The organism is Nevskia ramosa DSM 11499, assembly GCF_000420645.1.
Taxonomy (GTDB): domain Bacteria; phylum Pseudomonadota; class Gammaproteobacteria; order Nevskiales; family Nevskiaceae; genus Nevskia; species Nevskia ramosa.
Window position 1 is genome coordinate 708,564 of record NZ_ATVI01000006.1, and the last position, 24,003, is coordinate 732,566.

Annotated in this window: 20 protein-coding genes; 8 read left to right on the plus strand and 12 right to left on the minus strand. The window is 63.4% G+C overall.

Annotation, left to right across the window (positions count from 1 at the left end; translation table 11 throughout):
• Positions 1-55: 55 nt before the first annotated feature.
• Positions 56-1,936, plus strand: a complete 1,881-nt coding sequence (locus tag G513_RS0110075; protein WP_022976719.1) for a M1 family metallopeptidase — start codon at positions 56-58, stop codon at positions 1,934-1,936.
• Positions 1,937-1,992: 56 nt separating this feature from the next.
• Here the strand turns inward: G513_RS0110075 and G513_RS25765 are convergent, their stop codons facing one another.
• From G513_RS25765 to aceE, 3 genes are read right to left on the minus strand one after another with little or no spacing between them, the layout of a single operon-like run.
• Positions 1,993-2,166 (minus strand): hypothetical protein, encoded by a 174-nt coding sequence (locus tag G513_RS25765; RefSeq protein ID WP_022976720.1) that lies wholly within the window; start codon positions 2,164-2,166, stop codon positions 1,993-1,995.
• 43 nt (positions 2,167-2,209) lie between these two features.
• Positions 2,210-3,919, minus strand: coding sequence for a dihydrolipoyllysine-residue acetyltransferase (aceF, locus tag G513_RS0110085; protein ID WP_022976721.1), 1,710 nt, complete (start codon positions 3,917-3,919; stop codon positions 2,210-2,212).
• Positions 3,920-3,922: 3 nt separating this feature from the next.
• Positions 3,923-6,634, minus strand: a complete 2,712-nt coding sequence (gene aceE, locus G513_RS0110090) for a pyruvate dehydrogenase (acetyl-transferring), homodimeric type (RefSeq protein WP_022976722.1) — start codon at positions 6,632-6,634, stop codon at positions 3,923-3,925.
• A gap of 187 nt (positions 6,635-6,821) precedes the next feature.
• On the opposite strand from aceE, the gene G513_RS0110095 reads away from it, so the two are divergent.
• Positions 6,822-7,721, plus strand: a complete 900-nt coding sequence (locus G513_RS0110095) for a LysR family transcriptional regulator (RefSeq protein WP_022976723.1) — start codon at positions 6,822-6,824, stop codon at positions 7,719-7,721.
• On the opposite strand, the gene G513_RS25425 is transcribed toward G513_RS0110095, so the two are convergent.
• The 8 genes from G513_RS25425 to rpmH are packed head-to-tail and all read right to left on the minus strand — an operon-like array spanning position 7,718 to position 13,775.
• Positions 7,718-8,668, minus strand: a complete 951-nt coding sequence (locus tag G513_RS25425; protein WP_022976724.1) for an NUDIX domain-containing protein — start codon at positions 8,666-8,668, stop codon at positions 7,718-7,720. The two genes, G513_RS0110095 and G513_RS25425, sit on opposite strands and share 4 nt — an antisense overlap.
• Before the next feature lie 5 nt (positions 8,669-8,673).
• Positions 8,674-9,144, minus strand: a complete 471-nt coding sequence (locus G513_RS26275) for a YiiD C-terminal domain-containing protein (protein ID WP_022976725.1) — start codon at positions 9,142-9,144, stop codon at positions 8,674-8,676.
• Positions 9,145-9,196: 52 nt separating this feature from the next.
• Positions 9,197-9,928 (minus strand): hypothetical protein, encoded by a 732-nt coding sequence (locus G513_RS0110110; RefSeq protein WP_022976726.1) that lies wholly within the window; start codon positions 9,926-9,928, stop codon positions 9,197-9,199.
• A 51-nt stretch (positions 9,929-9,979) separates the two neighbouring features.
• Complete coding sequence (mnmE, locus tag G513_RS0110115) at positions 9,980-11,323, minus strand: tRNA uridine-5-carboxymethylaminomethyl(34) synthesis GTPase MnmE (protein WP_022976727.1); 1,344 nt, start codon at positions 11,321-11,323, stop codon at positions 9,980-9,982.
• Positions 11,324-11,345: 22 nt separating this feature from the next.
• The gene (yidC, locus tag G513_RS0110120; protein WP_022976728.1) at positions 11,346-13,046 is read right to left on the minus strand and encodes a membrane protein insertase YidC; all 1,701 of its coding nucleotides are present in this window, start codon (positions 13,044-13,046) and stop codon (positions 11,346-11,348) included.
• Between the two features lie 4 nt (positions 13,047-13,050).
• The gene (gene yidD / locus G513_RS0110125; RefSeq protein ID WP_022976729.1) at positions 13,051-13,266 is read right to left on the minus strand and encodes a membrane protein insertion efficiency factor YidD; all 216 of its coding nucleotides are present in this window, start codon (positions 13,264-13,266) and stop codon (positions 13,051-13,053) included.
• On the minus strand, positions 13,218-13,613 hold the full coding sequence (gene rnpA, locus G513_RS26455) for a ribonuclease P protein component (protein WP_169560597.1): 396 nt from the start codon (positions 13,611-13,613) through the stop codon (positions 13,218-13,220). Before rnpA ends, yidD begins: the two co-directional genes overlap by 49 nt.
• A 24-nt stretch (positions 13,614-13,637) precedes the next feature.
• A complete protein-coding gene (gene rpmH / locus G513_RS0110135; RefSeq protein WP_022976731.1) occupies positions 13,638-13,775 on the minus strand; it encodes a 50S ribosomal protein L34 in 138 nt (45 codons plus the stop codon).
• Positions 13,776-14,019: 244 nt separating this feature from the next.
• On the opposite strand from rpmH, the gene dnaA reads away from it, so the two are divergent.
• The 6 genes from dnaA to G513_RS0110165 all read left to right on the plus strand — a co-directional run bounded on the left by dnaA (position 14,020) and on the right by G513_RS0110165 (position 23,022).
• Complete coding sequence (dnaA, locus tag G513_RS0110140; protein ID WP_028475375.1) at positions 14,020-15,354, plus strand: chromosomal replication initiator protein DnaA; 1,335 nt, start codon at positions 14,020-14,022, stop codon at positions 15,352-15,354.
• A 259-nt stretch (positions 15,355-15,613) separates the two neighbouring features.
• A complete protein-coding gene (gene dnaN, locus G513_RS0110145) occupies positions 15,614-16,714 on the plus strand; it encodes a DNA polymerase III subunit beta (RefSeq protein ID WP_022976733.1) in 1,101 nt (366 codons plus the stop codon).
• A 30-nt stretch (positions 16,715-16,744) separates the two neighbouring features.
• Positions 16,745-17,824, plus strand: coding sequence for a DNA replication/repair protein RecF (recF, locus tag G513_RS24865; RefSeq protein WP_022976734.1), 1,080 nt, complete (start codon positions 16,745-16,747; stop codon positions 17,822-17,824).
• Complete coding sequence (gyrB, locus tag G513_RS0110155; RefSeq protein ID WP_022976735.1) at positions 17,821-20,241, plus strand: DNA topoisomerase (ATP-hydrolyzing) subunit B; 2,421 nt, start codon at positions 17,821-17,823, stop codon at positions 20,239-20,241. The genes recF and gyrB overlap by 4 nt, the downstream gene beginning before the upstream one ends.
• A gap of 119 nt (positions 20,242-20,360) precedes the next feature.
• Positions 20,361-22,208 (plus strand): outer membrane protein assembly factor BamB family protein, encoded by a 1,848-nt coding sequence (locus tag G513_RS22435; protein ID WP_022976736.1) that lies wholly within the window; start codon positions 20,361-20,363, stop codon positions 22,206-22,208.
• A 64-nt stretch (positions 22,209-22,272) separates the two neighbouring features.
• Positions 22,273-23,022 (plus strand): ParA family protein, encoded by a 750-nt coding sequence (locus G513_RS0110165; RefSeq protein ID WP_022976737.1) that lies wholly within the window; start codon positions 22,273-22,275, stop codon positions 23,020-23,022.
• A 1-nt stretch (position 23,023) separates the two neighbouring features.
• On the opposite strand, the gene G513_RS0110170 is transcribed toward G513_RS0110165, so the two are convergent.
• Positions 23,024-23,992, minus strand: a complete 969-nt coding sequence (locus tag G513_RS0110170; protein WP_022976738.1) for a C-terminal binding protein — start codon at positions 23,990-23,992, stop codon at positions 23,024-23,026.
• Between the last annotated feature and the right edge of the window lie 11 nt (positions 23,993-24,003).

The following is a 24,003-nucleotide window of genomic DNA, read 5'->3' on the forward strand; positions in this document are numbered from 1 at the left end:
TGTTGAAGCGGGGGAGTTCCGTATCATGGGCCGGTCCTCCGAGGCTCGTAAACCCATGTCCTCCTTCCTGAGTCGTGCCGCGCTGGCGGCGTCTTCCATTGCCGTCCTGATCCTGTCGCCGATGAATCCCGTACTGGCTGCTGAAGTCGTCGACACCCATTCCTACGCCAACAGCGCCGAGGTGCGGACCACGCATCTGGTCATCGATCTCGATGTCGATTTCGCCAAGCGCCGCCTGAAAGGCGTCACCGAACTGCAGTTCGAGAAGCTCAAGCCGGATGCCGATCGCATCGTGCTCGATACGCGTGCGCTCGACGTGCGTTCGGCCGAAGCCAGTGCCGACGGCAAAGCCTGGGCGGCAACCAAGTTCGTGCTCGGCGCCAATGATGCGGTGCTCGGCCAATCGCTGACTGTGAGCTTGCCGACGGGCGCGACGCGCGTCCGCATCGTTTACTCGACCAAGCCTGAAGCCACCGGCCTGCAATGGCTGAAACCGGCGCAGACCGCCGGCAAGAAACAGCCCTTCCTGTTCTCGCAGTCCGAGGCGATCCACGCCCGCAGCTGGTTGCCGCTGCAGGATTCACCCGCGGTGAGGGCGACCTACGAGGCGAGCGTCAAGACCCCGAAAGGCCTCCGCGCGGTGATGAGCGCCGAGATGTCGGACCAGCCCGATGCCGCCGGCCGCTGGACGTTCAAGATGCCGCAGCCGATTCCGAGCTATCTGATCGCGCTGGCCGTTGGCGACATCGCCTTCCAGAGCATGGGGCCGCGCACCGGCGTCTATGCCGAACCGGCAACGCTGAAAGCGGCGGCTTACGAGTTCGCCGAAACCGAAACCACCCTGGCGGTCTGCGAAAAGCTGTTCGGGCCGTATCGCTGGGGCCGTTATGACCTGATGGTGCTGCCACCGAGCTTTCCGTTCGGCGGCATGGAAAACCCGCGTCTGACCTTCGTCACGCCGACGGTGATCACCGGTGACCGCCTGCTGGTCTCGCTGATCGCCCACGAGCTGGCGCACAGCTGGTCCGGCAATCTGGTGACCAATGCGACCTGGGAAGACTTCTGGCTCAACGAGGGCTTCACCGAATACCTGACCTACCGCCTGACCGAAGCGCAGTTCGGCAAGGCCCGCGGCGACATGGAGCGGATCATCGGCGTGGCCAGTCTGAAGACCGATTTCGCACTGGCGAAGTCCGACGAGGATCGCAAGCTGGTCCGCGCGTTTCCGGCCAAGGATCCAGACGAAGTGTTCAGCAGCATTCCCTACGAGCGCGGCGCGCTGTTCCTGGTCTGGCTGGAATCGAAGTTCGGCCGCGAAACCTTCGATCGCTTCCTGCGCAGCTGGTTCGACGATCACGCCTTCCAGAGCGCGACCACGCCGCAGTTCATCGCCTACCTGAACGACAAGCTGCTGAAGGCGCAGCCGGGCAAGGTGAGTGCTGCGCAGATCGACGCCTGGATTTCGCAGCCCGCGCTGCCGGCCGATGCGGTCTATGCCACGTCCGACGCGCTGACCAAGGTCGATGCCGGCCGCGATGCCTGGCTCGCCGGCACCACCACGCTCGATGCGATCGGCGCCGAGAAATGGTCGGTTCAGGAATGGGAGCACTTCTTCGAAGGCTTCCCGAAGACGGCGACCGCCGCGCAGCTGAAAGCGCTTGATACCCGCTTCAAGCTCACTGGCTCGCCGAACGCGATCATCGCCAGCGACTGGTACAAGCTGGCGATCGACTCAGGCCAGGCGGCGGCGCTGATGCCGCAGATCGAGGCCTACCTCGGCCATGTCGGCCGCATGAAATTGATCAGCCCGATCTACCGCGCACTGGCCGCAACCGAAGCCGGCAAGGCGCAGGCCAAGGCGATCTACAAGAAAGTGAGCAGCGGCTATCACCCGATCGCGCAGCAGACCGTGGAGCGGATCCTCAAGGGCAGCTGATCGAAATACCGAATGCTGCCGTCAGTCTCACGCGAGGCTGAGGGCAGCGAAACAGCTCAGTGAACCTTGCGCGACATGCCGCGCAGACGCTCGGCGTCCTTGTTGCCCTTGCTGTTACCCATGTCCGGGCGCAGCTTGCCGCCGCCATTCGGGCCGGCCGCCTTCTTCGCTGCCAGCGCTTCCTTCAGCACCTGGGCGCTGGTTTTCTTCTTCGGGGGTTCGGTGCTCATGGAAGCATTCTAACGCTGCATGCCATGAGCACTCGAATGGATCTCAGAGCGCTAGGCGGCGCATGTCGCCCAGCAACTTGACCAGGGTGACGATGAAGCGCGCCGCGTAAGCGCCATCGATGACCCGATGGTCGTAGCTCAGGGACAGCGGCACCATCAATCGCGGCTGGAAAGCCGCGCCGTCCCAGACCGGTTTCATCACCGCTTTCGACACGCCCAAGATGCCGACTTCCGGCGCGTTGACGATCGGCGTGAAGTGGCTGCCACCGATGCCGCCGAGGCTGGAGATCGAGAACACGCCGCCTTTCATGTCGGTGCCGGACAGCTTGCCGTCACGCGCCTTCTTGGCCAGATCGCCGGTTTCGATCGCCAGCTGCACGAGGCCCTTTTTGTCGACCTCGCGCACCACCGGCACCATCAGGCCATTCGGCGTGTCGGCCGCGAAGCCGATGTGCGTGTAGTGCTTGTGGATCAGGCTTTCGCCGTCCGGCGACAGCGAAGCGCGGAATTCCGGATAAGCATCGAGCGCCTTGGCCACCGCCTTCATCACGAACGGCAGCAGGGTCAGCTTCGGGCCGCCGCCCTTGGCGCTTTCGTCCGAAGCTTCCTTGCGGAAGGCTTCGAGTTCGGTGATATCGGCTTCATCGGTCTGGGTGACGTGCGGAACGTTCAGCCAAGACCGATGCAGATGCGCAGCGGAAATCTTCCGGATGCGCGCCAGCGGCTTGGTCTCGATCTCGCCGAACTGCGAGAAGTCGACAGCTGGAATCGCCGGAATGCCGCTGCCCCCCGCAGCACGAGCCGTGGCCGGCGGTGCGGCGAGCGCCGTCTTGACGTGGCTCTGCACGTCCTCCTGGGTGATCCGGCCTTTCTGACCCGAGCCACTGACCTTGGCGAGATCGACACCGAGCTCGCGGGCGAACTTGCGGATCGACGGGCTGGCGTAGGGCACCACGTCGCTGCTGCTCGCCACTGCGGCAGCAGGTTCCGACGGCGCCGTGGCCGGTTTGGTTTTCGGCTCGGCGTCATCCTTGGCTGGCGCTTTTTCAACCTTCGCTTCGGCGGGTGCCGCTGCGGCTTCAGGCTCGGCTTCCGCCGGCTCGTCACCGGCGGCGCCGGCCAGAGTGCAGACGGTGGTGCCCTTCGACACCTTGTCGCCGACCTTGAGCTTGAAACCGCCGACCACGCCAGCGGATGGCGCCGGCACGTCGAGCGTTGCCTTGTCCGATTCCAGCACCATCAAGGTCTGGTCCTTCTCGACCGTGTCGCCGTCCTTGACCAGCACTTCGATGATCGGCACATCCTGGTAGTCGCCGATGTCGGGCACGGTGACCGTGACGGCCGCACCCGAGGCCGATGACTTGGCGGCCTTGGCAGGCGCGGGTTTCTTCTCGGCGGCGGGAGCCTCGGCAGGAGGTGCTTCAGCCTTCGCTGGCTTCTCGGCCTTGGGCTCCGATTCCGGCTTCGACTCGGCCTTCGGTTCCTCGGCCGCAGGCGCTGCCGCGGCATCACCGCCGGTTTCCAGCACCAGCACCGCTGCACCCATCGACACCTTGTCGCCGGCCTTGATGCTGATCGACTTGACCACGCCGGCTTCCGGGGCCGGCACGTCGAGCGTCGCCTTGTCCGACTCCAGCGTCACCAGTGCGGCGTCCTTCTCGACGGTGTCGCCCACCTTGACCAGCACTTCGATGACCGGCACATCCTGGTAGTCACCGATGTCCGGCACCGTGACCTTGAGTTCTGTCGCCATTTGTTAGACCTGTACCGGGTTTGGCTTGGAGGAATCGAGTCCGTATTTCTCGACCGCTTCGGCAACTTTCTTGCGCGGCAGTTTGCCTTCGTCGGCCAGCGCCTGCAGGGCCTTGATGGTGATCCAGTTGCGATCGACCTCGAAGAAGTGGCGCAGCTTTTCACGGGTATCGCTGCGGCCGTAACCATCGGTGCCGAGCACGTGATAGGCCATCGGCACGAACGGACGGATCTGCTCGGGATAGGCCTTCATGTAATCAGTGGCGACAATCACCGGGCCGCTCTTGTCGGCCAGCACTTCGGCGACGTACGCCTTGCGCGGCTCGGCATCGGGATTGAGCAGGTTCCAGCGCTCGGCATCGCGGCCATCACGCGCCAGTTCGTTGAAGCTCGGCGCGCTCCAGATGTCGCTGGTCACGCCCCAGTCAGCTTTCAGCAATTCGGCTGCGGCGATCACTTCGCGCAGGATCGAACCGGAGCCGAGCAGCTGCACATGCTTCTTCGCCGGCTTCGCGCAGGGCGTGAGCAGATAAAGGCCCTTCATGATTCCGGCTTCGACACCGGCCGGCATCGCCGGGTGCGTGTAGTTCTCGTTCTGCAGCGTGAGGTAGTAGTACTCGTCGTGCTGTACGCCACCCTCGGCCGGATACATGCGGCGCATGCCTTCGGACAGGATCACCGCGATCTCGTAGGAGTAGGCCGGATCGTAGGCGCGGCAGTTCGGGATGGTCGCCGCGAACAGATGGCTGTGGCCGTCCTCGTGCTGCAGGCCTTCACCGTTCAGGGTGGTGCGGCCGGCGGTGCCGCCAAGCAGGAAGCCGCGCGCGCGCATGTCGCCGGCGGCGTAGGCGAGATCGGCAATGCGCTGGAAGCCGAACATCGAATAGAAGATGTAGAACGGCAACAGGCTGACGCCGTGGCTGGAATAGCTGGTCGACGCCGCGATCCAGGAACTCATCGCGCCAGCTTCGGTGATGCCTTCTTCCAGCACCTGACCCTTGACGTCTTCCTTGTAGAAGGCGAGCTGATCGGAATCGTGCGGCGTGTATTTCTGGCCGACCACCGAATAGATACCGAGCTGGCGGAACATGCCTTCCATGCCGAAGGTGCGCGCTTCGTCCGGCACGATCGGCACGATGCGGCTGCCGATCTTCTTGTCGCGCAACAGGATCTGCAGCGCCTGGACGAAGGCCATCGTCGTCGAGATTTCCCGCTCGCCGCTGGCTTGCAGCAGACGATCGAAGATCGCCAGCGGCGGGATTTCCAGCGCGTCGCCAGTGGTCTTGCGACTCGGCAGCGAACCGCCGAGCGCGGCACGGCGGCCGCGCAGGTAGGTGATTTCCGGCGAATCCTCGGCCGGCCGGTAGAACGGCGTGTCCTTGATCTGGTCGTCGGAGATCGGCAGCTTGAAGCGATCGCGGAACACGCGCAGCGCTTCTTCACCCATCTTCTTCTGCTGATGGGTGATGTTCTGGCCTTCGCCGGCTTCGCCCATGCCGTAACCCTTGACGGTCTTGGCCAGGATCACCGTCGGCGTGCCCTCATGCTTCGAAGCCGCTGCGTAGGCCGCGTAGATCTTGTGCGGATCATGGCCGCCGCGGTTGAGCCGGCCGATATCCTCGTCGGACATCGTCGACACCAGCTTCAGCGTTTCCGGGTGCTTGGCGAAGAAGTTGTCGCGCGTGTACTTGCCGCCCTTGGCCTTGTAGTTCTGGTACTCGCCGTCGACAGTCTCGTTGAAGATGCGCTGCAGCTGGCCACTGCGATCGGCCGCGATCAAGGCATCCCAGGCACCGCCCCAGATCACCTTGATGACGTTCCAGCCGCCGCCCCTGAACACACCTTCGAGCTCCTGGATGATCTTGCCGTTGCCTCTGACCGGGCCATCGAGCCGCTGCAGGTTGCAGTTGACAACGAACACCAGGTTGTCGAGTTTTTCGCGCGAGGCGATGTCGACGGCACCGAGCGATTCCGGCTCGTCCATCTCGCCATCACCGCAGAAGCACCAGACCTTGCGGCCGGTGGCCTTCATCAGGCCGCGATGCTCCAGATATTTCATCAGCCGCGCCTGATAGATCGCCTGGATCGGGCCCAGACCCATGCTGACCGTCGCGAACTGCCAGAACGACGGCATCAGCCAGGGATGCGGATAGGACGGCAGGCCCTTGCCGTCGGTCTCCATGCGGAAATGGCGGATCTGTTCTTCGCTCAGGCGGCCTTCGAGATAGGCGCGAGCGTAGATGCCGGGCGTGCAGTGGCCCTGGAAGTAGATGAGGTCGGGGCCGTCGGCGTGCTCCGGGCCTTTCCAGAAATGATTGAAGCCGACGTCGTACAAGGTGGCGGCCGACGCGAAGCTGGCGATGTGGCCGCCGATGCCGGAGTGCTCGCGGTTGGCGTTGATGACCATCGCCATCGCGTTCCAGCGGATGATCGAGCGGATCTTCCATTCCAGCGCGTGATCGCCAGGCGAACGCTCTTCGAGGTGCGGCGGAATGGTGTTGACGTAAGCGGTGTTCGGCGAAAACGGAATATAGGCACCGCTCAGGCGTGCCTTTTCCTGCATCGCTTCGAGCAGGAAATGCGCGCGCTCCGGGCCTTCGCGTTCGAGCACGGCGGCGAGCGCTTCCAGCCACTCGCGGGTTTCCTGCGGATCGACGTCCCGATTCAGATCGGATTCGGCAACAACGGGCGGCGTGGCGGCGATAGGTCCAGTCATGGCGGTACGTCTCGGGTGCGGTTCGGGGGCTGGCCGGCCTGTCCGGTGCTGTGGATCGATGATGCACAAGTGCCGCCTAACGAGCGACGCTCACATCTGCAGGCCAATAGCAGCAAACATTAGACCCGGGGCATTGATACGTCCAATATATGAAATATTGAATTTCGATACTTGAAAAGTACCTTCCATGGAACTGCGCCATCTTCGCTACTTCCTCGCCGTGGCCGACGAGCTGCACTTCACGCGGGCCGCGAAGAAACTCGGCATGGAACAGCCGCCGCTGAGCCAGCAGATTCGAGCGCTGGAAACCGAGATCGGCACGCCGCTGTTTCATCGTCATGCCCGAACCGTGACCCTGACCGACGCCGGCCAGGTGTTTCTCGACGACGCCCGGCAGATCCTCGCCCACGTGCAGCGCGCCACCGATCACGCCCGAAGAGTCGCACGCGGCAATCTCGGCCGCATTGGCGTCGGCATGATCAACTCGGCGCCGTTTCATCCCTTCGTGCCGCGAGTGTTGCGCGAATACGGCCAGCAGTATCCGGACGTGGCGCTGTCGCTGGACGAGAACTCGACGCCGGTGCTGGCTGCCGCGGTGCTCGCCGATCAGCTCGACATCGCCTTCGTTCGCCCGCTGCTCGGCGACGAGCCCGGCCTGGTCACCGAAGCATTGTTCGACGAGGAAGTGCTGGTAGCGCTGCCGCAGGCGCATCGGCTGGCGGCCGCGCCGGCACTGCACCTGGCACAGCTGCGCGCCGAACCGTTCGTGCTGTTTTCGCGGCCGGTCGGCTCCGGCCTGTATGACGACATCCTCGCCGCCTGCGGCCGCGCTGGTTTCAGTCCACGCATCGGCCAGGAAGCTTCGCAGGTGACCTCGATCGTCAACCTGGTCGCCGCCGGTCTCGGTGTGTCGCTGGTGCCAGCGTCGATGCAGCAGATCCACTCCGACGGCGTGGCCTACCGGACCATCATCGGCGACGCGCCGAAAGCCCGAATGAGCCTGGTCTATCGGCGTGACGACGAATCGGCGACGGTGCGCAACATGGTCGCGCTGGCGCGCAGCGTGGCGCTGGCGATGGGTCTCTAGCTCAGGGCGGCGGCGATGAACGCCGACCAGACCGCATCCGGCTTCCAGACCGCATGCAGATCACGCTCGGCGACTTCGCGGGGCACGCCTTTCTTCAGCACCCGCCACAGATAGACGAACACGGAGACCCGCTTGTTCGCCGCGCAGTGGATGAACATCGTGTGGCCGTCCTCGTCCTGCATCACGGCGCAGAAGCGGTCGAAGTCGTCGAGCGTCGGCGCTTCGAAAACCACCGGAATGTGGTGATAGCGCAGGCCAAGACCGCGGACGATGTCGTCCTCGTCGGCCAGCGCATGGTCGGAGGTCGGCAGCGACAGGTTGATCACCACTTCCGAGCCGATCGCCCGCAAAGATTTGAACTCTTCGGCGCTGGGCTGGCCAGCGGTCAGCAGCTTTTCACCGATCTCGTGCCAGTTGCGCGGCTTGCGCAGCATGTTCAGATCGAACGGCGGCGGCGTGAAGCCGCGGCGGATCTGCAGATCGCGCACCGCGTAACCGGTGCCGGCCGGCCAGGGTTTGATCTGCTCCAGCGGCAACTTCTTCCATTCGATCAGTTCCTCGCCGAGATTCACCGTGCCTTCGGCGATCACGTGGTAGGCGATGATCACCTGGTTCATCCGCTCGAACGGATAGAAACCGATGAACTCGCCGATGCGCGCCTTCAAGCCAAGTTCTTCCTCGACTTCACGGAGCACGCCGGATTCCGGGTGCGGGTCGTTCTTCTCCAGAAAGCCGGTGATCAGCGCGAACATCTTCGGCGGCCAGGCGGCATTGCGGGCAAGGATGATCTCGCCTTCGTGCTCGACGATCGCCGCGACCACGGGCACCGGGTTGTCCCAATGCACATAGCCGCAGACGCGGTCCGGACAGGCGATGCGCTGCATCTCGCCGTGGTTGGCCAGTTCCAGCGGCTTGGCGCATTGCGGGCAATACTTGAAACGGCTCATGGCGTTCAGAGTTCGGTAGCTGTCGAATCGTCCGCCGATTCGAGAAAGGCGGCGTAGCGGCCGCGATGAGTGACGACGGCGCGGCCGTTGGCGCGGATGCGCGTTTCGATCGCGATGCGGGCCCGGCGATGGCGGCGCAAGGTGGCGAGGAAGTGCGGCCACTCGGCTTCCGGCAATACCGACAGGGCGATGAAATCCGCCGCCACCGGCTCGCGGAACTCGCAGTCGCTGTGCTGGACGACGATCTTCGCGACCATATTCTGCCGCTCCAGCGCCGTATTCAGCAGACTCCAGCCGCCGAGGATGCCGAGCGTCGCCAGACTGCCGCCGAAGGCCGTGCCGCGATGATTCCGGTTAGGCGCCAGCGGTGCGGCGATCTCCATCTGGCGGCTGTCGAACGACAGCACCCGGGCACCGAGTGCGGCCGTCAGCGGGATGTGGATGTGGAGGTAGGCGGTCAGTTCTTCGGGGCTCATGCGCGGAACCTTAGCGGATGCTCATGAGCCCGTCATTGCTGCGTGCCAGACCTTAGAAGGTGATGCCGCCCTTCAGGCTGTAGACATTGTTGTCGCCCAGCCGCTCGTACTCGAGCGTGGCGCTGATCAGCAGCAGGCTGAAGCTGGTGCCGACGAAGTACTTGGCCTGGCCGAAGGATTCCTTGTCGAGCGCGAAGCTGGAAGCGGCCTTGGTGTCGGAGTGCACGTAGCCGATGCCGGCGTACGGCGTCAGGAACAGGATGCCTTTCGAGATCGACAGATCGGTACCGTAGGAGCTGTAGTCGAAATCGCCGGTGTTGCTGGCCCGGGTGTAGGTGCCGCGCACCGCGAGTGCCGGGGTGGCGACGCTGCCGTCGAGAATCGCGTAGCGGAGTTCGCCGCCGTAGACCGACGCATCGGACCCCGGCACGCGGCTGTAGAAACCGCCGACGTCGAAGCCGAACGGCAGACCCTTGCTGGCGCGCAGGCCGACAGTGCCGAGGCCGTCGACCGATTTGCCAGTAAGGCGCGACCAGGCATCGCTGCTCTGGGTGCTGGTGTAGCTGCCGTAGGTACCGATGTAGAAGCCGAGCAGGCCACCGGGTTCGGCGCCGCCGAGCGCCTTGTAATCGAGTGCAGCGGTGAGATCTTCAGCGACCGAGCGGAAATCCTGCTGGTTCGGCGTGGTGATATCGAAGCTCAAGGCGCTGGCCGAACCGGCCGCGAAGGTCGCGGTCAGCAGAACCGCTGCAGCAGTGACGGGGCGCAGCTTGGTCAGAAACATGGTTGAGTTCTCCACGGGTTGAAAGCTAGAAGTCGAACTTTTACGGCGATCTTACTTGCCCAGACAGAAGGTGCTGAAGATGCGGCCGAGCAGGTCATCGGAACTGAAGCGGCCGGTGATTTCGTCGAGCGCAACTTGCGTCAGACGCAGCTCTTCGGCGATCAGTTCAGGCGCCGACAAGGCCAGCCGATTGGCGGTGTCGAGGTGAGCATCGGCAGCGCGCAAGGCTTCGAGATGCCGCGTCCGCGCAGTGAATGCTTGAGCCTCGGGTTCGACCAGGCCGGCATGTTCGCAGATCAGCTCGATCAGGCTGTCGATGCCGAGATCCGCCGCGGCCGAAATGCGTACTGCAGGGTGGCCGTCGATCTCGAAACGCCCCGCCGGCCGCGCGCTGAGATCGCACTTGTTGAACAACAGCAGCACCGGCAGGGCTACCGGGAACTGGGCGAGCAAGGTCTGATCGGCCGGCGTCAGGCCGTGGCGATCATCGGCGACGAACAGCACCAGTTCGGCTTGCGACAAGGCCGCCCAGGCGCGGCGTACCCCCTCGCGCTCGATGCTGTTGTCGGTATCGCGCAGGCCGGCGGTATCGAGCACGGTCAACGGCAAGCCTCGGAGCACCAGATGCTCGCGCAGCACATCGCGGGTGGTGCCGGCTTCCGGCGAGACGATCGCGGCATCGGCGCCGGCCAGGCGATTCAGCAGGGTCGATTTGCCGACGTTCGGCTGGCCGGCGATCGCGATGGTCAGCCCCTCGCGCAGACGCCGGCCTTGCGTGGCCTGTTTCAGCAGCGCTTTCAGCTGCGCGCTGATGTCGTTCAGCCTCGCCTGCAATTGCGGGCCGTTGAGCCAGGGCACGTCTTCATCGGCGAAATCGAACGCGGCTTCGAGATCGGCACGCAGCGCGATCAGGGTTTCGACCAGTGCCAATATCTGTCGCGAAAACTCCCCCTGCAGCGACCGGCTGGCAGCCCGCACGGCAGCCTGGCTGCCGGCATCGATCAGGTCGGCAATGCTTTCGACTTGGGCGAGGTCGAGCCGGCCGTTGAGAAACGCGCGTTCGGAGAATTCACCGGGCCGGGCCGGACGCGCGCCTGCGGTGCAGGCTGCTTTCAGCATCAGATCGAGCACCACCGGGCCGCCGTGACCCTGCAGCTCGACGACGTCTTCACCGGTGAACGAGTTAGGGCCGGGAAAGACCAGCACCAGACCTTCGTCGACGATGCTGCCGTCCGCCTCGCGAAACCGGCGCAGGCCGGCGCTGCGGGCTTTCGGCAGATCGCCGCAGAGCGCCGTTGCGATCTTGAGCGCGTCGACACCGGACACTCTCAGGATGCCGACCGCGCCACGGCCCGGTGCCGTGGCGATGGCCGCAATCGTGTCGCTGCGGCTCATCGTCGAATCCCGGTCAGCGGACTCAGGCCTTTTTCAGTTCCTGGCGATTGCTGTCCGCCGCCTGGATGCGCTTGGTGATGAACATCTGCTGGGCGATGCCGATGACGTTGGACACGAACCAGTAGACGACCAGGCCGGCCGGGAAGAACAGGAACATGCCGGTAAACGCGATCGGCATCACATTCATGATCTTGGCCTGCATCGGGTCCATGGTCGCGGTCTGGCCGGACATGCGCTGCTGCAGCCACATCGAGGCGCCGTAGAGTACCGGCATGATGTAGAACGGATCAGCCGCCGACAGGTCCTGCAGCCAGAGCATGAACGGCGCCTGGCGCAGTTCCACGCTTTCCACCAGCACCCAGTACAGCGAGAAAAACACCGGCATCTGCACCAGGATCGGCCAGCAACCTGCGAGCGGGTTGAAGCCTTCCTTCTTGTACAGATCCATCATCGCCTTGCTGAGCTTCTCGCGGTCATCCGCATAGCGCTCCTTCAGTTCGGCGATGCGCGGCGTGAACTTCTTCATCTTCGCCATCGACTTGTACTGCGCAGCCGTCAGCGGATAGAAGATCAGCTTGACCAGCAAGGTCAGCAGGATGATCGACCAGCCCCAGTTGCCGACCAGACCGTGGAAGAAGTTCATCGTCCAGAACAGCGGCTTGGCGATCGGCGTCAGGATGCCGTAGTCCTCGGTCAGCGCCAGGCCCTTGGCGACGTCATCGAGCGCGCCCTGGGATTTCGGACCGATGTACAGGCCCGTGGTGTAGCTGGCGTCGGCACCGTCGGCGACCGGCTTGGTCGCGCCGAGATACTGGCTCAGATAGTTGCCACCGCCGGCCGGCTTGCCAGATATGGTCAGCGCTTCATCGGCCGGCGGAATGATCGCGGCGATGAAGTAGTGCTGGATCATCGCCAGCCAGCCGCCGGTCTGCTTGGACTCGTAAGGCTTGTCGTCGAGCGCGCCGAGCTTGATCTTCTTGAAGCGGTATTCAGCCGTGCCCGGCTTCTGCTCGTACACGCCCAGGCCGAGGAAGGTACTGATGAATTTTTGCGCTTTCTCCGATGACACCGGGTTGCGCAACCAGCGCGCGTAAGGGCTGACGTTCAGCGCAGTGCCGGTCTTGTTCGAGATCGTCTGGATCAGTTCGGCCTGATAGCTGCCGCGCTTGAAGCGATAGGTCTTGGTTAGCGTGTAGCCACTGGCATCGACGTACTCGAAAGGCACATCGAGGCTGTCGACACCCGCCGCCATCTCGTAGCTGGTCTGTGGCGTGGTGAATACCGTGTTGCCACTGGCCAGCGGCTTTTCGACCGCCGCCAGACCGCTCTGCAAGGTGAACATGACGCCGTCGCGGTCGTTCAGCAGCGGCAGCTTGACCTCGGGATTCTTCTTGTCGAGCGCGAACGCCTTCAGCTCGACTCGGCGCAGTTCGGCACCGGCGGTCGCGAACTCGGCATCGATCAGATCGGTCTTGACCTTGATCGTCTGCGACGAGACCGAAGGTGCGGCGGCCGCGGCAACGGTCGGCGCGGCACCTGTGGTGGCATCAGTCGATGCGACCGAGGGCACTGGCGGCGCGGTCGGATCGGCCGGAACCGCAGTGGCAGGTGCGCTGACCGAAGTCGGTGCTGGAGCGGCGGGGTGATCGGTGATCCAGGCGGTGTAGATCAGATACAGGATCACGCCCAGCACCGCGATCAGTGCCATGCGGCGAGTTTCCATGGGTCTAGCGCTCCGGAACGGGGTCGAAGCCGCCAGCATTCAATGGATGGCAGCGGCAAATACGGGTGAGGGCGAGCCAGCTGCCGCGTGCGGCACCGAAGCGTTCGATCGCTTCGACCGCGTAGTGCGAGCAGCTGGGATGAAAACGACAGCGCGGCCCGAGCAAGGGGCTCAGGGTGCGCTGGTAGGCGCGGATGGGGCCGACGAGGAACGCGCGCATCGTTCGATCACTTGAGTCCAGAAGTCGGCGAGCAGAGACCGCATTGCGGCATTGCTCAGTTCAGCGAGGCCGGGCTGGGCGAAGAACACCAGATCGACCGCCGGCAGCCGAGCGCGATTGTGCCGGAAATCCTCGCGTATGAGGCGCTTGATCCGATTGCGGTCGTGTGACGCTGCCACCGCTTTCTTGGCGATCGCCAGCCCCAGCCGGGCCTGCGGGGTACCGTTCGGCCTGTAGCTGAGACCTAGTGGCGCGCGTCGGAGCTTCCGTCCTTCCGCGAAAACCAGCTTGAACTCGGCTGGTTTATGCAGCCGGACCGACGGCGGAAAGCTCGCCGGACCCAGCACCAGACCTGTCGAGAAGATGCCGCTTTACGGGATGAGACGCGCGCGGCCTTTGGCACGACGGCGTGCGAGCACTGCACGTCCACCGACCGTTTCCATGCGGGCACGAAAGCCGTGGGTGCGCTTGCGGCTCAGGGTGTGCGGCTGGAAAGTGCGTTTGCTCATGACGGTCTACTCGATAGCGGGCCGCGATTCTAGCCGCTGATGACCAGAATCTTCAAGCGCAGCGGCTGCCGTCCGGCAGGCCGACCGTTACGGACCCTTGGTCGGGCCTGGGTCGGGGCCTGTGGATAAGCATGGCGGGCAGGCGATAGACTGGCCCTCCAACGTGATCCCGGCTCCCGGCCGGCATTCGATCGCGATCGGGCCCTCCGTCGTCATTCTTCGCCTTCCTCGCTTTCGCCCGATGCTGAATCAAGACCTGTGGGACCGCTGCATTGCCCGGCTCGAAGCCGATCTTCCCGAAAAGGAGATCAGCACCTGGATCCGGCCGCTGCGCGTGGTGATGTCCGAAGACCAGATGACCCTGCTGGCGCCGAACCGCATCGTCATGGATCGGGTCAAGAGCGATTTTCTCGGCCGGATCCAGCGCACCATGTCGAGCCTCGCGGCCTACGACGTGGTCGTCAACATCGCCGTTGGCGGTGTCAACAATGCCGAGCCGGTTCGCAACGCCAGCACTGGCGGCGGTAATGCGGCCGCCGTCGACGACAGCATGCCGTACGGCCGCGGCAAGCTGGACCCGCGCTACACGCTTTCATCGTTCATCGAAGGCAAATCGAATTCCCAGGCACGCGCCGCCGGTCTGCAGGTCGCCTCGGCACCTGGTGGCATCTACAACCCGCTGCTGATCTACGGCGAATCGGGTCTCGGCAAGACGCATCTGATGCATGGCATCGGCAACGCGATCCTTGCCGACAAGGCCAATGCCCGCATCGTCTACGTCGGTGCCGAGCAATGGTTCAACCAGATGGTCTCGGCGATCCGCTACGGCCGGCAGGTCGAGTTCAAGAACTTCTACCGGACGGTTGACGCGCTGCTGATCGACGACATCCACTTTCTGGCTGGAAAAGAGCATTCCCAAGAAGAATTTTTTCATACTTTCAATGCCTTGATCGACGGTCGCAAGCAGATCGTCCTGACCTGCGATCGTTATCCGCGCGAGCTCGATGCGCTCGACGATCGGCTGAAGTCGCGTTTCACCTGGGGTTTGTCGGTGCCGATCGAACCACCCGAGTTCGAAACCCGCATCGCCATTCTGCTGGCCAAGGCCGATGTGCTGGGTGTGCGGCTGCCTGAAGACGTTGCCGTGCTGGTCGCACAGCGCATTCGCTCGAACGTTCGCGAGCTGGAAGGCGCCTTGCATCGTCTGAACGCCTCGGCACGGCTGACCGGCGCGCCGATCACCACCGAATTCGCCCGGGTGACCCTGAAGGACATGCTGGCGTCCTATGACCGGGCGGTGACCCTGGAGAACATCAAGCGCACCGTCGCGGCCTACTACAACATCCGCCTGACCGATCTGAACTCGGTGCGCCGTACCCGCACCCTGGCGCGTCCGCGGCAGGTGGCGATGGCCTTGTCCAAGGAACTGACCCGGCACAGTTATCCGGAGATCGGCTCGGCGTTTGGCAAGGACCACACCACCGTGCTCCACGCGGTTCGCAAGATTGCCGAGTTGTGCCAGGAAGACGATAGGCTCAAGGAAGACTACGAAAATCTGCTTCGCCAGCTGACTAACTGAAACAGTGTCAGGACGCTGCAAAACGGTGGAAAGGACGGTAGAACAAGCTGTGTATAATCGTTTCACCGCCTTGGGACGGCTTTTTATCCACAGGTTTATCCCGGTATTTCGACAGCCTTAGCGGGTGTCCGATGCCACTAGGATTGACTGGATAACGCCTTGATAATAAAGCGATTACAGATTTTATCCCCAGTTTCGGTGCCAGACTACTAAAACTGATCTTTCAAGATTTAAAACCATTTATTCAATTGGTCTGCTCATGAACATCCAGATTTCTCGCGGTGAGCTGCTGTCGGCGCTGCAGTCAGTCATTGGCGTGGTCGAACGCAGGCAGTCACTGCCGATCCTCGGAAATCTGCTGCTGGAGGCCAAGGATGATCGTCTGAGCCTGACCGGCACCGATCTGGAGTTGCAGGTCGAACGGATGGTGCGCGTGCAGAACCTCGCACCCGGCCGCATCACCGCCCCGGCGCGCAAGCTGCACGACATCTGTCGCGGCTTGCCGGAAGGCGCGATGCTCAGTCTCGAATATGCCGACAACAAGCTGACCCTGAAGTCCGGCCGTAGCCGCTTCGCACTCGCTACCTTGCCCGCCGAGGAGTTCCCGGTCTTCTCGACCGATCCGACCGATGTGCAGCTGGAACTGAGCAACCGCGAACTCAAGGACCTGCTTGCCCGCACCCAGTTCGCGATGGCCCAGCAGGACGTCCGCTATTACCTGAATGGTCTGCTGCTGGAGATTCGTCCGGGCCGTCTACGCACCGTGGCAACCGACGGTCATCGTCTGGCGATGGCTGAACTGAATCGCGAATTGAGCGCCAAGAAAGACACCCAGGTGATCCTGCCGCGCAAGACCGTCATCGAACTGCAGCGCCTGCTCGACGTCAGCGATGCGCCGGTCAAGCTGTCGCTGACCAGCAACCAGATCCAGGTCGATCTCGAGGACCTGCGTCTGACGTCGAAACTGATCGAGGGTCGCTTCCCGGATTACGAGCGCGTGATTCCGGAAGATTCCGACAAGATCATCAAGTGCGGCCGTCTGAAAGTTCGTGCTGCTCTCTCACGGGCGGCGATCCTGTCGAACGAGAAGTTTCGGGGCGTGCGCCTGACCTTGGAAGCGGACACGCTGCGCATCCAGACGCAGAATCCGGAGCAGGAAGAAGCTGAAGAAGAAGTCGAGATCGAATACAACGGCGCGCCGTTGGAGATCGGCTTCAACGTGAGCTATCTGCTCGATGCGCTGGACGCGATCGAAGGTGAAGAGTTCATCTTCAAGCTGCGCAGCCCAGACGCCAGCGGCCTGATCCACGATGCGGCGCAGGCCAGCGGCAAGTTCGTCGTCATGCCGATGCGGCTCTGATCGTCGTATTGATCGGCGACTCATGAAGCAATGCGTTTCCGCCGGGCGAAGGCGCAACACTTTCGCCTGTTTCAGGCTTTCGACTTCGAGCCGCATCCCCGGCTGAATTTCGTCACCGGCGCCAATGCCGCCGGCAAGACCAGTCTCCTCGAAGCGCTGTATGTCGCCGCGCGCGGTGACAGTCACCGCGGTGCCATCTCGACGTTGGCAACCGATGGTCAATCGTCTTTTCTGATCGATACCCGAATCTCCGGTGTCGACGGCCGTCCGGACGACAAGGTCGAAGTGCGCTGGCAGGATCGCCGAATCGCGGTTCGGATCAACGACCAATCCGCTGGCCTTTCCGACCTGGTTCGCCGGATGCCTGTTTTGCTGATTGATCCTCTCGCGCACCGCTTGATCGAGGAAGGTCCTGGCATCCGCAGGCGCTTCATTGATTGGGGCGTGTTCCACATGGAACAGGAATTCCACGATCAATGGCGGCGCTTCAATCGCGCCTTGCGTCAACGCAATGCGGCCTTGCGTGCCCAGGCCAGCGTCCGAGAGATTGAAAGTTGGTCGCCAGAACTGACGCTGACTGCTGATGCACTCACAGCGATGCGCGAGCGTTATCTGGATCGGCTGAGCCAATTGGCGCCGAAATACTGGCAATCCCTGGTCGACGAAAAAGGCTGGACGCTTGCCTTTGTCCGAGGCTGGCGAGAAGGCGAAAGCTACGCCGACACCTTGATCCGCACGCTTGAGGGTGATCGAAACGCTGGTCATACACGTGAAGGTCCGCACCGGGCAGAGCTTCGCGTATTGAGCGACAATTCACTCTTGAAGGAACGAGTCAGCCGTGGTCAACAGAAGCTGTTGATTGCCGGCTTGATGCTGGCCCAGGGCGAGCTGTATCGACAGAAGCACGAGGATGCCCCTGTGCTGCTTCTCGATGATTTTGCAGCCGAGCTGTCGATGGACTCCCAGCAGCGGCTGCTGACACAGCTGCAATCCTGGCCGGGCCAAAGTGTGATCACCGCACTCGATTACAGCCCATTGCTTCAAGCCACGAACGACCATGCCATGTTCCACGTGGAACATGGCGAGATCACATTGAAGAAGACGATATGACCGATCAGCACGACGCCCCGAGCCCTACTCAGAATCACATTGCCAGCGGCAATTACGACGCCAGCGCGATCAAGGTGCTGAAAGGCCTGGATGCGGTTCGTCAGCGCCCGGGCATGTACATCGGCGATACCGATGACGGCACTGGCCTGCATCACATGGTGTTCGAAGTCGTCGATAACTCCGTCGATGAAGCGCTCGCCGGTCATTGCACGGAAATCACCGTCACCTTGCAGCTCGACGGCAGCGTCACCGTCACCGACAACGGTCGCGGCATTCCGGTCGATATCCACGAGGAAGAAGGCCGCTCGGCTGCCGAAGTGATCATGACCATCCTGCACGCTGGCGGTAAATTCGGCGGCAGTGGTTACAAGGTTTCCGGTGGTCTGCACGGCGTCGGCGTGTCCGTCGTCAACGCATTGTCCGAAGTGCTGATGCTCGATATCTACCGCAATGGCAATCACCATCATCAGGAATACCGGATGGGCGTGCCTCAGGCGCCGTTGGCCGTGGTCGGTCCGTCCGAGAAGCGCGGCACGTCGGTGCGCTTCTATCCGAGTGGCAAGGTCTTCACCAACCTCGAGTTCCACTACGACATTCTGGTCAAGCGCCTGCGCGAACTATCGTTCCTGAATTCGGGGCTGCGCATCGTCTTGCGCGAAGAACTCAGCAATCGCGAAGACGTGTTCGAGTACATCGGCGGCATCAAGGCTTTCGTCGAATACCTGAACCGCAACAAGACCGCACTCCACGAAACGGTGCTGTACATCAACACCGAAATCGATGGCATTGCTGTTGAAGCGGCGCTGCAATGGAATGATTCGTATCAGGAAAATGTCTTCTGCTTCACCAACAACATCCCGCAGAAGGATGGCGGCACCCATCTGACCGGTTTCCGTAATGCGCTGACTCGCACTCTGAACGAGTTCGTCGAGCGTGAAGGCATGGCCAAGAAGGAAAAGGTCGAGCCGGTGGGTGACGATTCCCGCGAAGGCCTGACGGCCGTGCTGTCGGTGAAGCTGCGCGATCCCAAGTTCTCGTCGCAGACCAAGGAAAAACTGGTGTCCTCGGAAGCGAAGGGCGCCGTGGAAAGCGTGCTGAACAAGAAGCTCGCCGAGTTCCTGCTTGAACGACCACGCGAAGCGAAAGCGATCGCGATGAAGATCGTCGAAGCCGCGCGTGCTCGCGAAGCGGCCCGCAAGGCGCGCGATCTGAATCGCCGCAAGGGCGCGCTCGATATCGCCGGCCTGCCGGGCAAGCTCGCGGACTGTCAGGAAAAGGATCCGGCCAAGTCTGAACTGTTCCTGGTCGAGGGTGACTCCGCAGGCGGCAGCGCCAAGCAGGGCCGCGATCGTCGTTTCCAGGCGATCCTGCCGCTGAAGGGCAAGATCCTGAATGTCGAGAAGGCGCGTCTGGAAAAGATGTTGTCCTCGCAGGAAGTCGGCACCCTGATCACTGCGCTCGGCTGCGGCATCGGCCGTGACGACATGAAGCCGGAGAACCTGCGCTACCACCGCATCATCATCATGACCGATGCCGATGTCGACGGCGCCCACATTCGTACGCTGCTGCTGACCTTCTTCTATCGGCACATGTACGCGCTGGTCGAACGCGGTCACGTCTACATCGCCCAGCCGCCGCTGTACAAGTTGAAGAGCGGCAAGCACGAGACGTACGTGAAGGACAACAACGAGCTCGAAGACTGGCTGCTGAAGTCCGCGCTCGACGAAGCCTCGCTTACCACAGCGGCCGATGCACCGGCGCTGCCGACCGACAAGCTCGCGCAACTGGTCCGCGACACCTCGCGCATCCAGAGCGCGATCGAGCGTCTGTCGCGTCACTACGATCGCCACGTGCTGGAACGGCTGTTCGACCATGCGCCGATCGCGCCTGAAGCCGGCCGCGAAGCCTGGCTCGCGGAGTTCGCCGGCAACCTCAACGCCGGCGTTGCTGTTCAGCGCTACGTCGTTGAAATGCAAGGAAATTCCTTGATTGTCAACCAGCTCGTGCACGGTTTGGCGCACCGTTACGTGTTCGGCGAGGATTTCTTCAATACGCCGGAATATCAGCTGGTCTGCCGCTTCAACAACGAGGCGAAGACGCTGATCAGCGCTGGCGCCACGGCCCGCCGTGGCGAGCGCACGCGCTCGGTGTCGAGCTTTGCCGAGGCCTACGTCTGGCTGACCGCCGAAGCCCGCCGCGGCCTGCACGTGCAGCGCTACAAGGGCCTGGGCGAGATGAATCCCGAACAGCTCTGGGAAACCACGCTGGACCCGGCCGTGCGTCGCCTCGTGCAGGTTCGCGTCGAAGACATCATCTCGGCGGATCAGATGTTCACCACGCTGATGGGCGAAGACGTGGAACCGCGTCGCGATTTCATCGAACGTCACGCCTTGCTGGTCGGCAACCTCGACGTCTGAGTCGACGGCCTCGCGGCTCCGAACCGCGGGTTGACCCCGCTGTTCAAAGCGGAGCCCCGTCTCTACAGTCGCGAGACAAGCAGTCCAAGAACTGCTGATCGCGAATCGAGGAGAGGGTAATGACGCAATCGAAAGGCGCGAGGCAGGCGTGGCGCCTGCTCGCCGGTATGGCGCTGGCATTGATCGTGGCAGCGCCGCACGCTGAGGAGCCGGCTCCGCCCGCCGACAGCAACTGGCTGAGCTACAACGGCACGGCGGATGGTCAACGCTATGCCTTGCCGGCGCAGATCACGCCAGCCAATGCCGGCCAGCTGGCCGAGCACTGTCGGATCAAGCTTGATGACGCTGGTTCTTTCCATACGGGTCTCGTTCAGCTCGATGGCGTGCTGTACCTGACCACAGCGCAGGACACGATCGCGTTGGATGCCAGCAACTGCACGCAGCGCTGGCGCCATCACTACAAGCCCGAGCAGCCTGAAGTGTTCCCGGTCAATCGCGGCGTTGCCTATGCGAACGGCAAGCTGTTTCGCGGCACCTCGGATGGCCGCCTGCTGGCGATCGATGCAACGACCGGCAAGACGATCTGGCAGCAGCAGGTCGGCGATCCCTTGCAGGGCGAGTTCTTCAGCGCTGCGCCGATCGTCTGGCAGGGCCTGCTGATCATCGGCAGCGCCGGCAGCGACTGGGGTGTCAGAGGCCGGATCATGGCCTACGACCAGGCCAATGGCCGCGAGATCTGGCGCTTCAACACCATTCCGCGCGGCAAGGAACCGGGTGCCGAAACCTGGCACGAGCGCGGTACCGCCCGTTACGGCGGCGGTGGTTCGTGGACCCATTACTCGATCGACATGTCGACCGGCGAAGTGTTCGTGCCGGTCGGCAATCCGGCGCCGGACATCCTGCCGGGCCATCGTCCGGGGGCCAATCTGTACACCGACAGCATGCTGGTGCTCGATGCCCGCACCGGTGCCCTCAAGTGGTACCACCAGATCGTGTCGAATGACGGTCACGATCTCGATCTCGGTGCCGCGCCGATGCTCTACCACGACAGCGGCGGCCATCCGATCGCCGCCATCGGCTCGAAGAACGGCCATCTGTACGGCGTCAACCGCGAGACCCAGAAGCGCGTGTTCGATACACCGATCGCCCGCATCGAGAACGAAGGCGTGCAGGCGACGACGGCCGGCCTGCGCACCTGTCCGGGTGTGCTCGGCGGTGTCGAATGGAACGGCCCGGCCTTCGATGTGAAGAACAAGGCGATTCTCGTCGGCGTCGTCGACTGGTGCTCGACGATCACGCCGAAGCCGCAGAAGGACTTCATCCCCGGCCAGTTCATGCTCGGCGGCACCTGGAAGATGGACGACGAATCCTACGGCTGGGTGCATTCGGTCGACCCGGACAACGGCAAGATCCGCTGGAGCTACAAGGCCGATGGTCCGGTCGTCGCCGGCGTCACGCCGACCGCGGGCGGCGTGGTGTTCAGCGGCGACATGGCCGGCAACTTCTTCGCGCTCGACAGCGCCAGCGGCCAGGTTCTGTACAAGACGCAGACCGGCGGTGCGGTCGCCGGTGGCGTGATCAGCTACGCGCTGGGCGGCACGCAGTACGTGGCGGCGACGTCGGGCAACGTCTCGCGTGCCACCTTCGGCGGCAGCGGCGTGCCGACGGTGATTCTCTACAAGCTCGGCGGCAAGGGCGAAGGCAGGCTGGTGTCCAATGCTTCACCCGCGGACAGCAGCAGCACGGCAACCGGCAGCTCGATCTACAGCAAGGTCTGCTCGGCCTGCCACGGTAGCGGTGGCGAGGGTGGTGTCGGCCCGTCGTTGAAGGGTTTGTCCAAACGCCAGGACCTGAACAAGACCATCGAATGGATCAAGAACCCGTCATCGAAGATGCCGAAGCTGTATCCGTCACCGCTCGATGAAGCGCTGGTGAAAGCCGTCGCCGCGCACGTGCAGACGTTCTGAGCCCGCCAGCATTGATACCGCAGCCGAACTGCGGGACATTGCCTGCACTGTTCGGAGTGCGCGCATGAAAACGCTGGCGATCTACAACGTCAAAGGCGGCGTCGGCAAGACGGCCGCTGCGGTCAATCTGGCTTATCTCGCGGCCGAGTCCGGCCTGCACACCCTGCTCTGGGATCTCGATCCCCAGGGGGCTGCCACCTGGTACCTGCACGGTGAGGGTGCCAAGGCACCGGACAAGGCGATCTGGCGGGGATCTTCACCGATCGGCAAGCGCATCGTCGAGACCCCGCATCACGAGCTTCTGCATCTGATTCCGGCCGATCTGGAAGCGCGCCATCTCGATGTCTGGCTGCGCAAGGACAACAACAGCCACGACACGCTGAAGAACCTGATCGAACCGCTGTCCGAGCAGTACTCGCTGCTGGTGCTCGACTGCCCGCCGAGCCTGTCGCACGTCGCCGACAACATCTTTGCCGCCGTCGATCGCATCCTGGTGCCGACGGTGCCGACGCATCTGTCCCTGCGTGCGCTGATGACCTTGATCGACTACTTCAAGGCCAACGAATTGCCGCGCACCCGGTTGCGGCCGTTCTGGTCGATGGCCGATCGTCGCCGCCTGCTGCACAAGGGCCTGATCGAGCAGCCGCCGAAAGCGATGAAGGATGTCTGTCAGGCGGTGATCCCCTACGCCTCATCGATCGAACGCATGGGCGAAACGCGGGCGCCGGTGGTGATCAGCGAACCTTCGAGTTACGCGGCCGAGTGCTATCGGGAACTCTGGGCCGAGAACGCCAACTACCTGCGGCGCGGTTGAGTCAGCGGACGGTCGACTGCACCAGCACGCGCGCGGGCTCGCCGCGCAGCGCCAGCAATACTTCTTCGACGGTCCGCTCGCGCAGTTCCTGGATCGCGTCCGGACTGGAGAACGCGATGTGCGGTGTCGCGATGACCCGCGGATGCCCGGTGATCGCGGCTGGCGGATTCGGCTCGCCGGCGATCACGTCGAGTGCCGCCGCATCGAGCTGGCCTGAATCGAGGGCGTCCAGTATCGCCGCGTTGTCGACCAACCCGCCGCGGCTGACATTGATGAACAGCGCGCCGCGCTTCATCTGCGCAAAACGATCGGCATCGAACAGGTTCGAGGTGACGGCTGACAGCGGCAGCAGCGCGATCACCGCATCGGCCTGCGGCAACAGCGCCTCCAGCGTCATCCACTCGACCAGGGCGGCGTCATCACCAGCCGGCGGCGTGCGGCCACAGGCGATCACCCGCAAGCCCCAGCCCGACAGCTTGCGGGCGACAAGCTTGCCAGCGCGGCCGTAGCCGACGAGGCCGACCGTCAGCCCGCGGGTGCGCTTCAGACGGGCCTGCGCGGGGTCCCAGACGCCGCGTTTGACCTCGCGGTCCCACTGGACGATGCCGCGTGACCAGGCCAGCAGCATGGCCACCGCGTGGTCGGACACTTCCTCCACGCAGTAGTCGGGCACGTTGGTGACCCGGGCGCCGGCGGCCCAGGCCGCGTCGAGGGCGATGTTGTCGAGGCCGACGCCATAGCGGGCGACGATCGCCAGATCGCGGCAATGGCCGATCGCGGTGGCGGAGACTTCGGCCCAGCAGGTCATGATCGCCTGCGGCCGTTCGCGTTCGGCGATCGCGTCGATCTCGCGCTCCGGCAGCGCAGCCGAGCGGCCAGCGACGACGCGATGGCCGGCGGCTTCGAGCAGCCGGTGCTCGTAGTCGAGATCGGGCCAGGGATAGTCGGTGATGAACACGGTCTTTTTCACGGCCGCGACGC

What these genes read in the sequence shown, in the direction of transcription:
- G513_RS0110075 (WP_022976719.1), top strand. Translation starts at nt 56, where the DNA reads ATGTCCTCCTTCCTGAGTCGTGCCGCGCTGGCGGCGTCTTCCATTGCC.
- G513_RS25765 (WP_022976720.1), bottom strand. Translation starts at nt 2,166, where the DNA reads ATGAGCACCGAACCCCCGAAGAAGAAAACCAGCGCCCAGGTGCTGAAG.
- aceF (WP_022976721.1), bottom strand. Translation starts at nt 3,919, where the DNA reads ATGGCGACAGAACTCAAGGTCACGGTGCCGGACATCGGTGACTACCAG.
- aceE (WP_022976722.1), bottom strand. Translation starts at nt 6,634, where the DNA reads ATGACTGGACCTATCGCCGCCACGCCGCCCGTTGTTGCCGAATCCGAT.
- G513_RS0110095 (WP_022976723.1), top strand. Translation starts at nt 6,822, where the DNA reads ATGGAACTGCGCCATCTTCGCTACTTCCTCGCCGTGGCCGACGAGCTG.
- G513_RS25425 (WP_022976724.1), bottom strand. Translation starts at nt 8,668, where the DNA reads ATGAGCCGTTTCAAGTATTGCCCGCAATGCGCCAAGCCGCTGGAACTG.
- G513_RS26275 (WP_022976725.1), bottom strand. Translation starts at nt 9,144, where the DNA reads ATGAGCCCCGAAGAACTGACCGCCTACCTCCACATCCACATCCCGCTG.
- G513_RS0110110 (WP_022976726.1), bottom strand. Translation starts at nt 9,928, where the DNA reads ATGTTTCTGACCAAGCTGCGCCCCGTCACTGCTGCAGCGGTTCTGCTG.
- mnmE (WP_022976727.1), bottom strand. Translation starts at nt 11,323, where the DNA reads ATGAGCCGCAGCGACACGATTGCGGCCATCGCCACGGCACCGGGCCGT.
- yidC (WP_022976728.1), bottom strand. Translation starts at nt 13,046, where the DNA reads ATGGAAACTCGCCGCATGGCACTGATCGCGGTGCTGGGCGTGATCCTG.
- yidD (WP_022976729.1), bottom strand. Translation starts at nt 13,266, where the DNA reads ATGCGCGCGTTCCTCGTCGGCCCCATCCGCGCCTACCAGCGCACCCTG.
- rpmH (WP_022976731.1), bottom strand. Translation starts at nt 13,775, where the DNA reads ATGAGCAAACGCACTTTCCAGCCGCACACCCTGAGCCGCAAGCGCACC.
- dnaN (WP_022976733.1), top strand. Translation starts at nt 15,614, where the DNA reads ATGAACATCCAGATTTCTCGCGGTGAGCTGCTGTCGGCGCTGCAGTCA.
- recF (WP_022976734.1), top strand. Translation starts at nt 16,745, where the DNA reads ATGCGTTTCCGCCGGGCGAAGGCGCAACACTTTCGCCTGTTTCAGGCT.
- gyrB (WP_022976735.1), top strand. Translation starts at nt 17,821, where the DNA reads ATGACCGATCAGCACGACGCCCCGAGCCCTACTCAGAATCACATTGCC.
- G513_RS22435 (WP_022976736.1), top strand. Translation starts at nt 20,361, where the DNA reads ATGACGCAATCGAAAGGCGCGAGGCAGGCGTGGCGCCTGCTCGCCGGT.
- G513_RS0110165 (WP_022976737.1), top strand. Translation starts at nt 22,273, where the DNA reads ATGAAAACGCTGGCGATCTACAACGTCAAAGGCGGCGTCGGCAAGACG.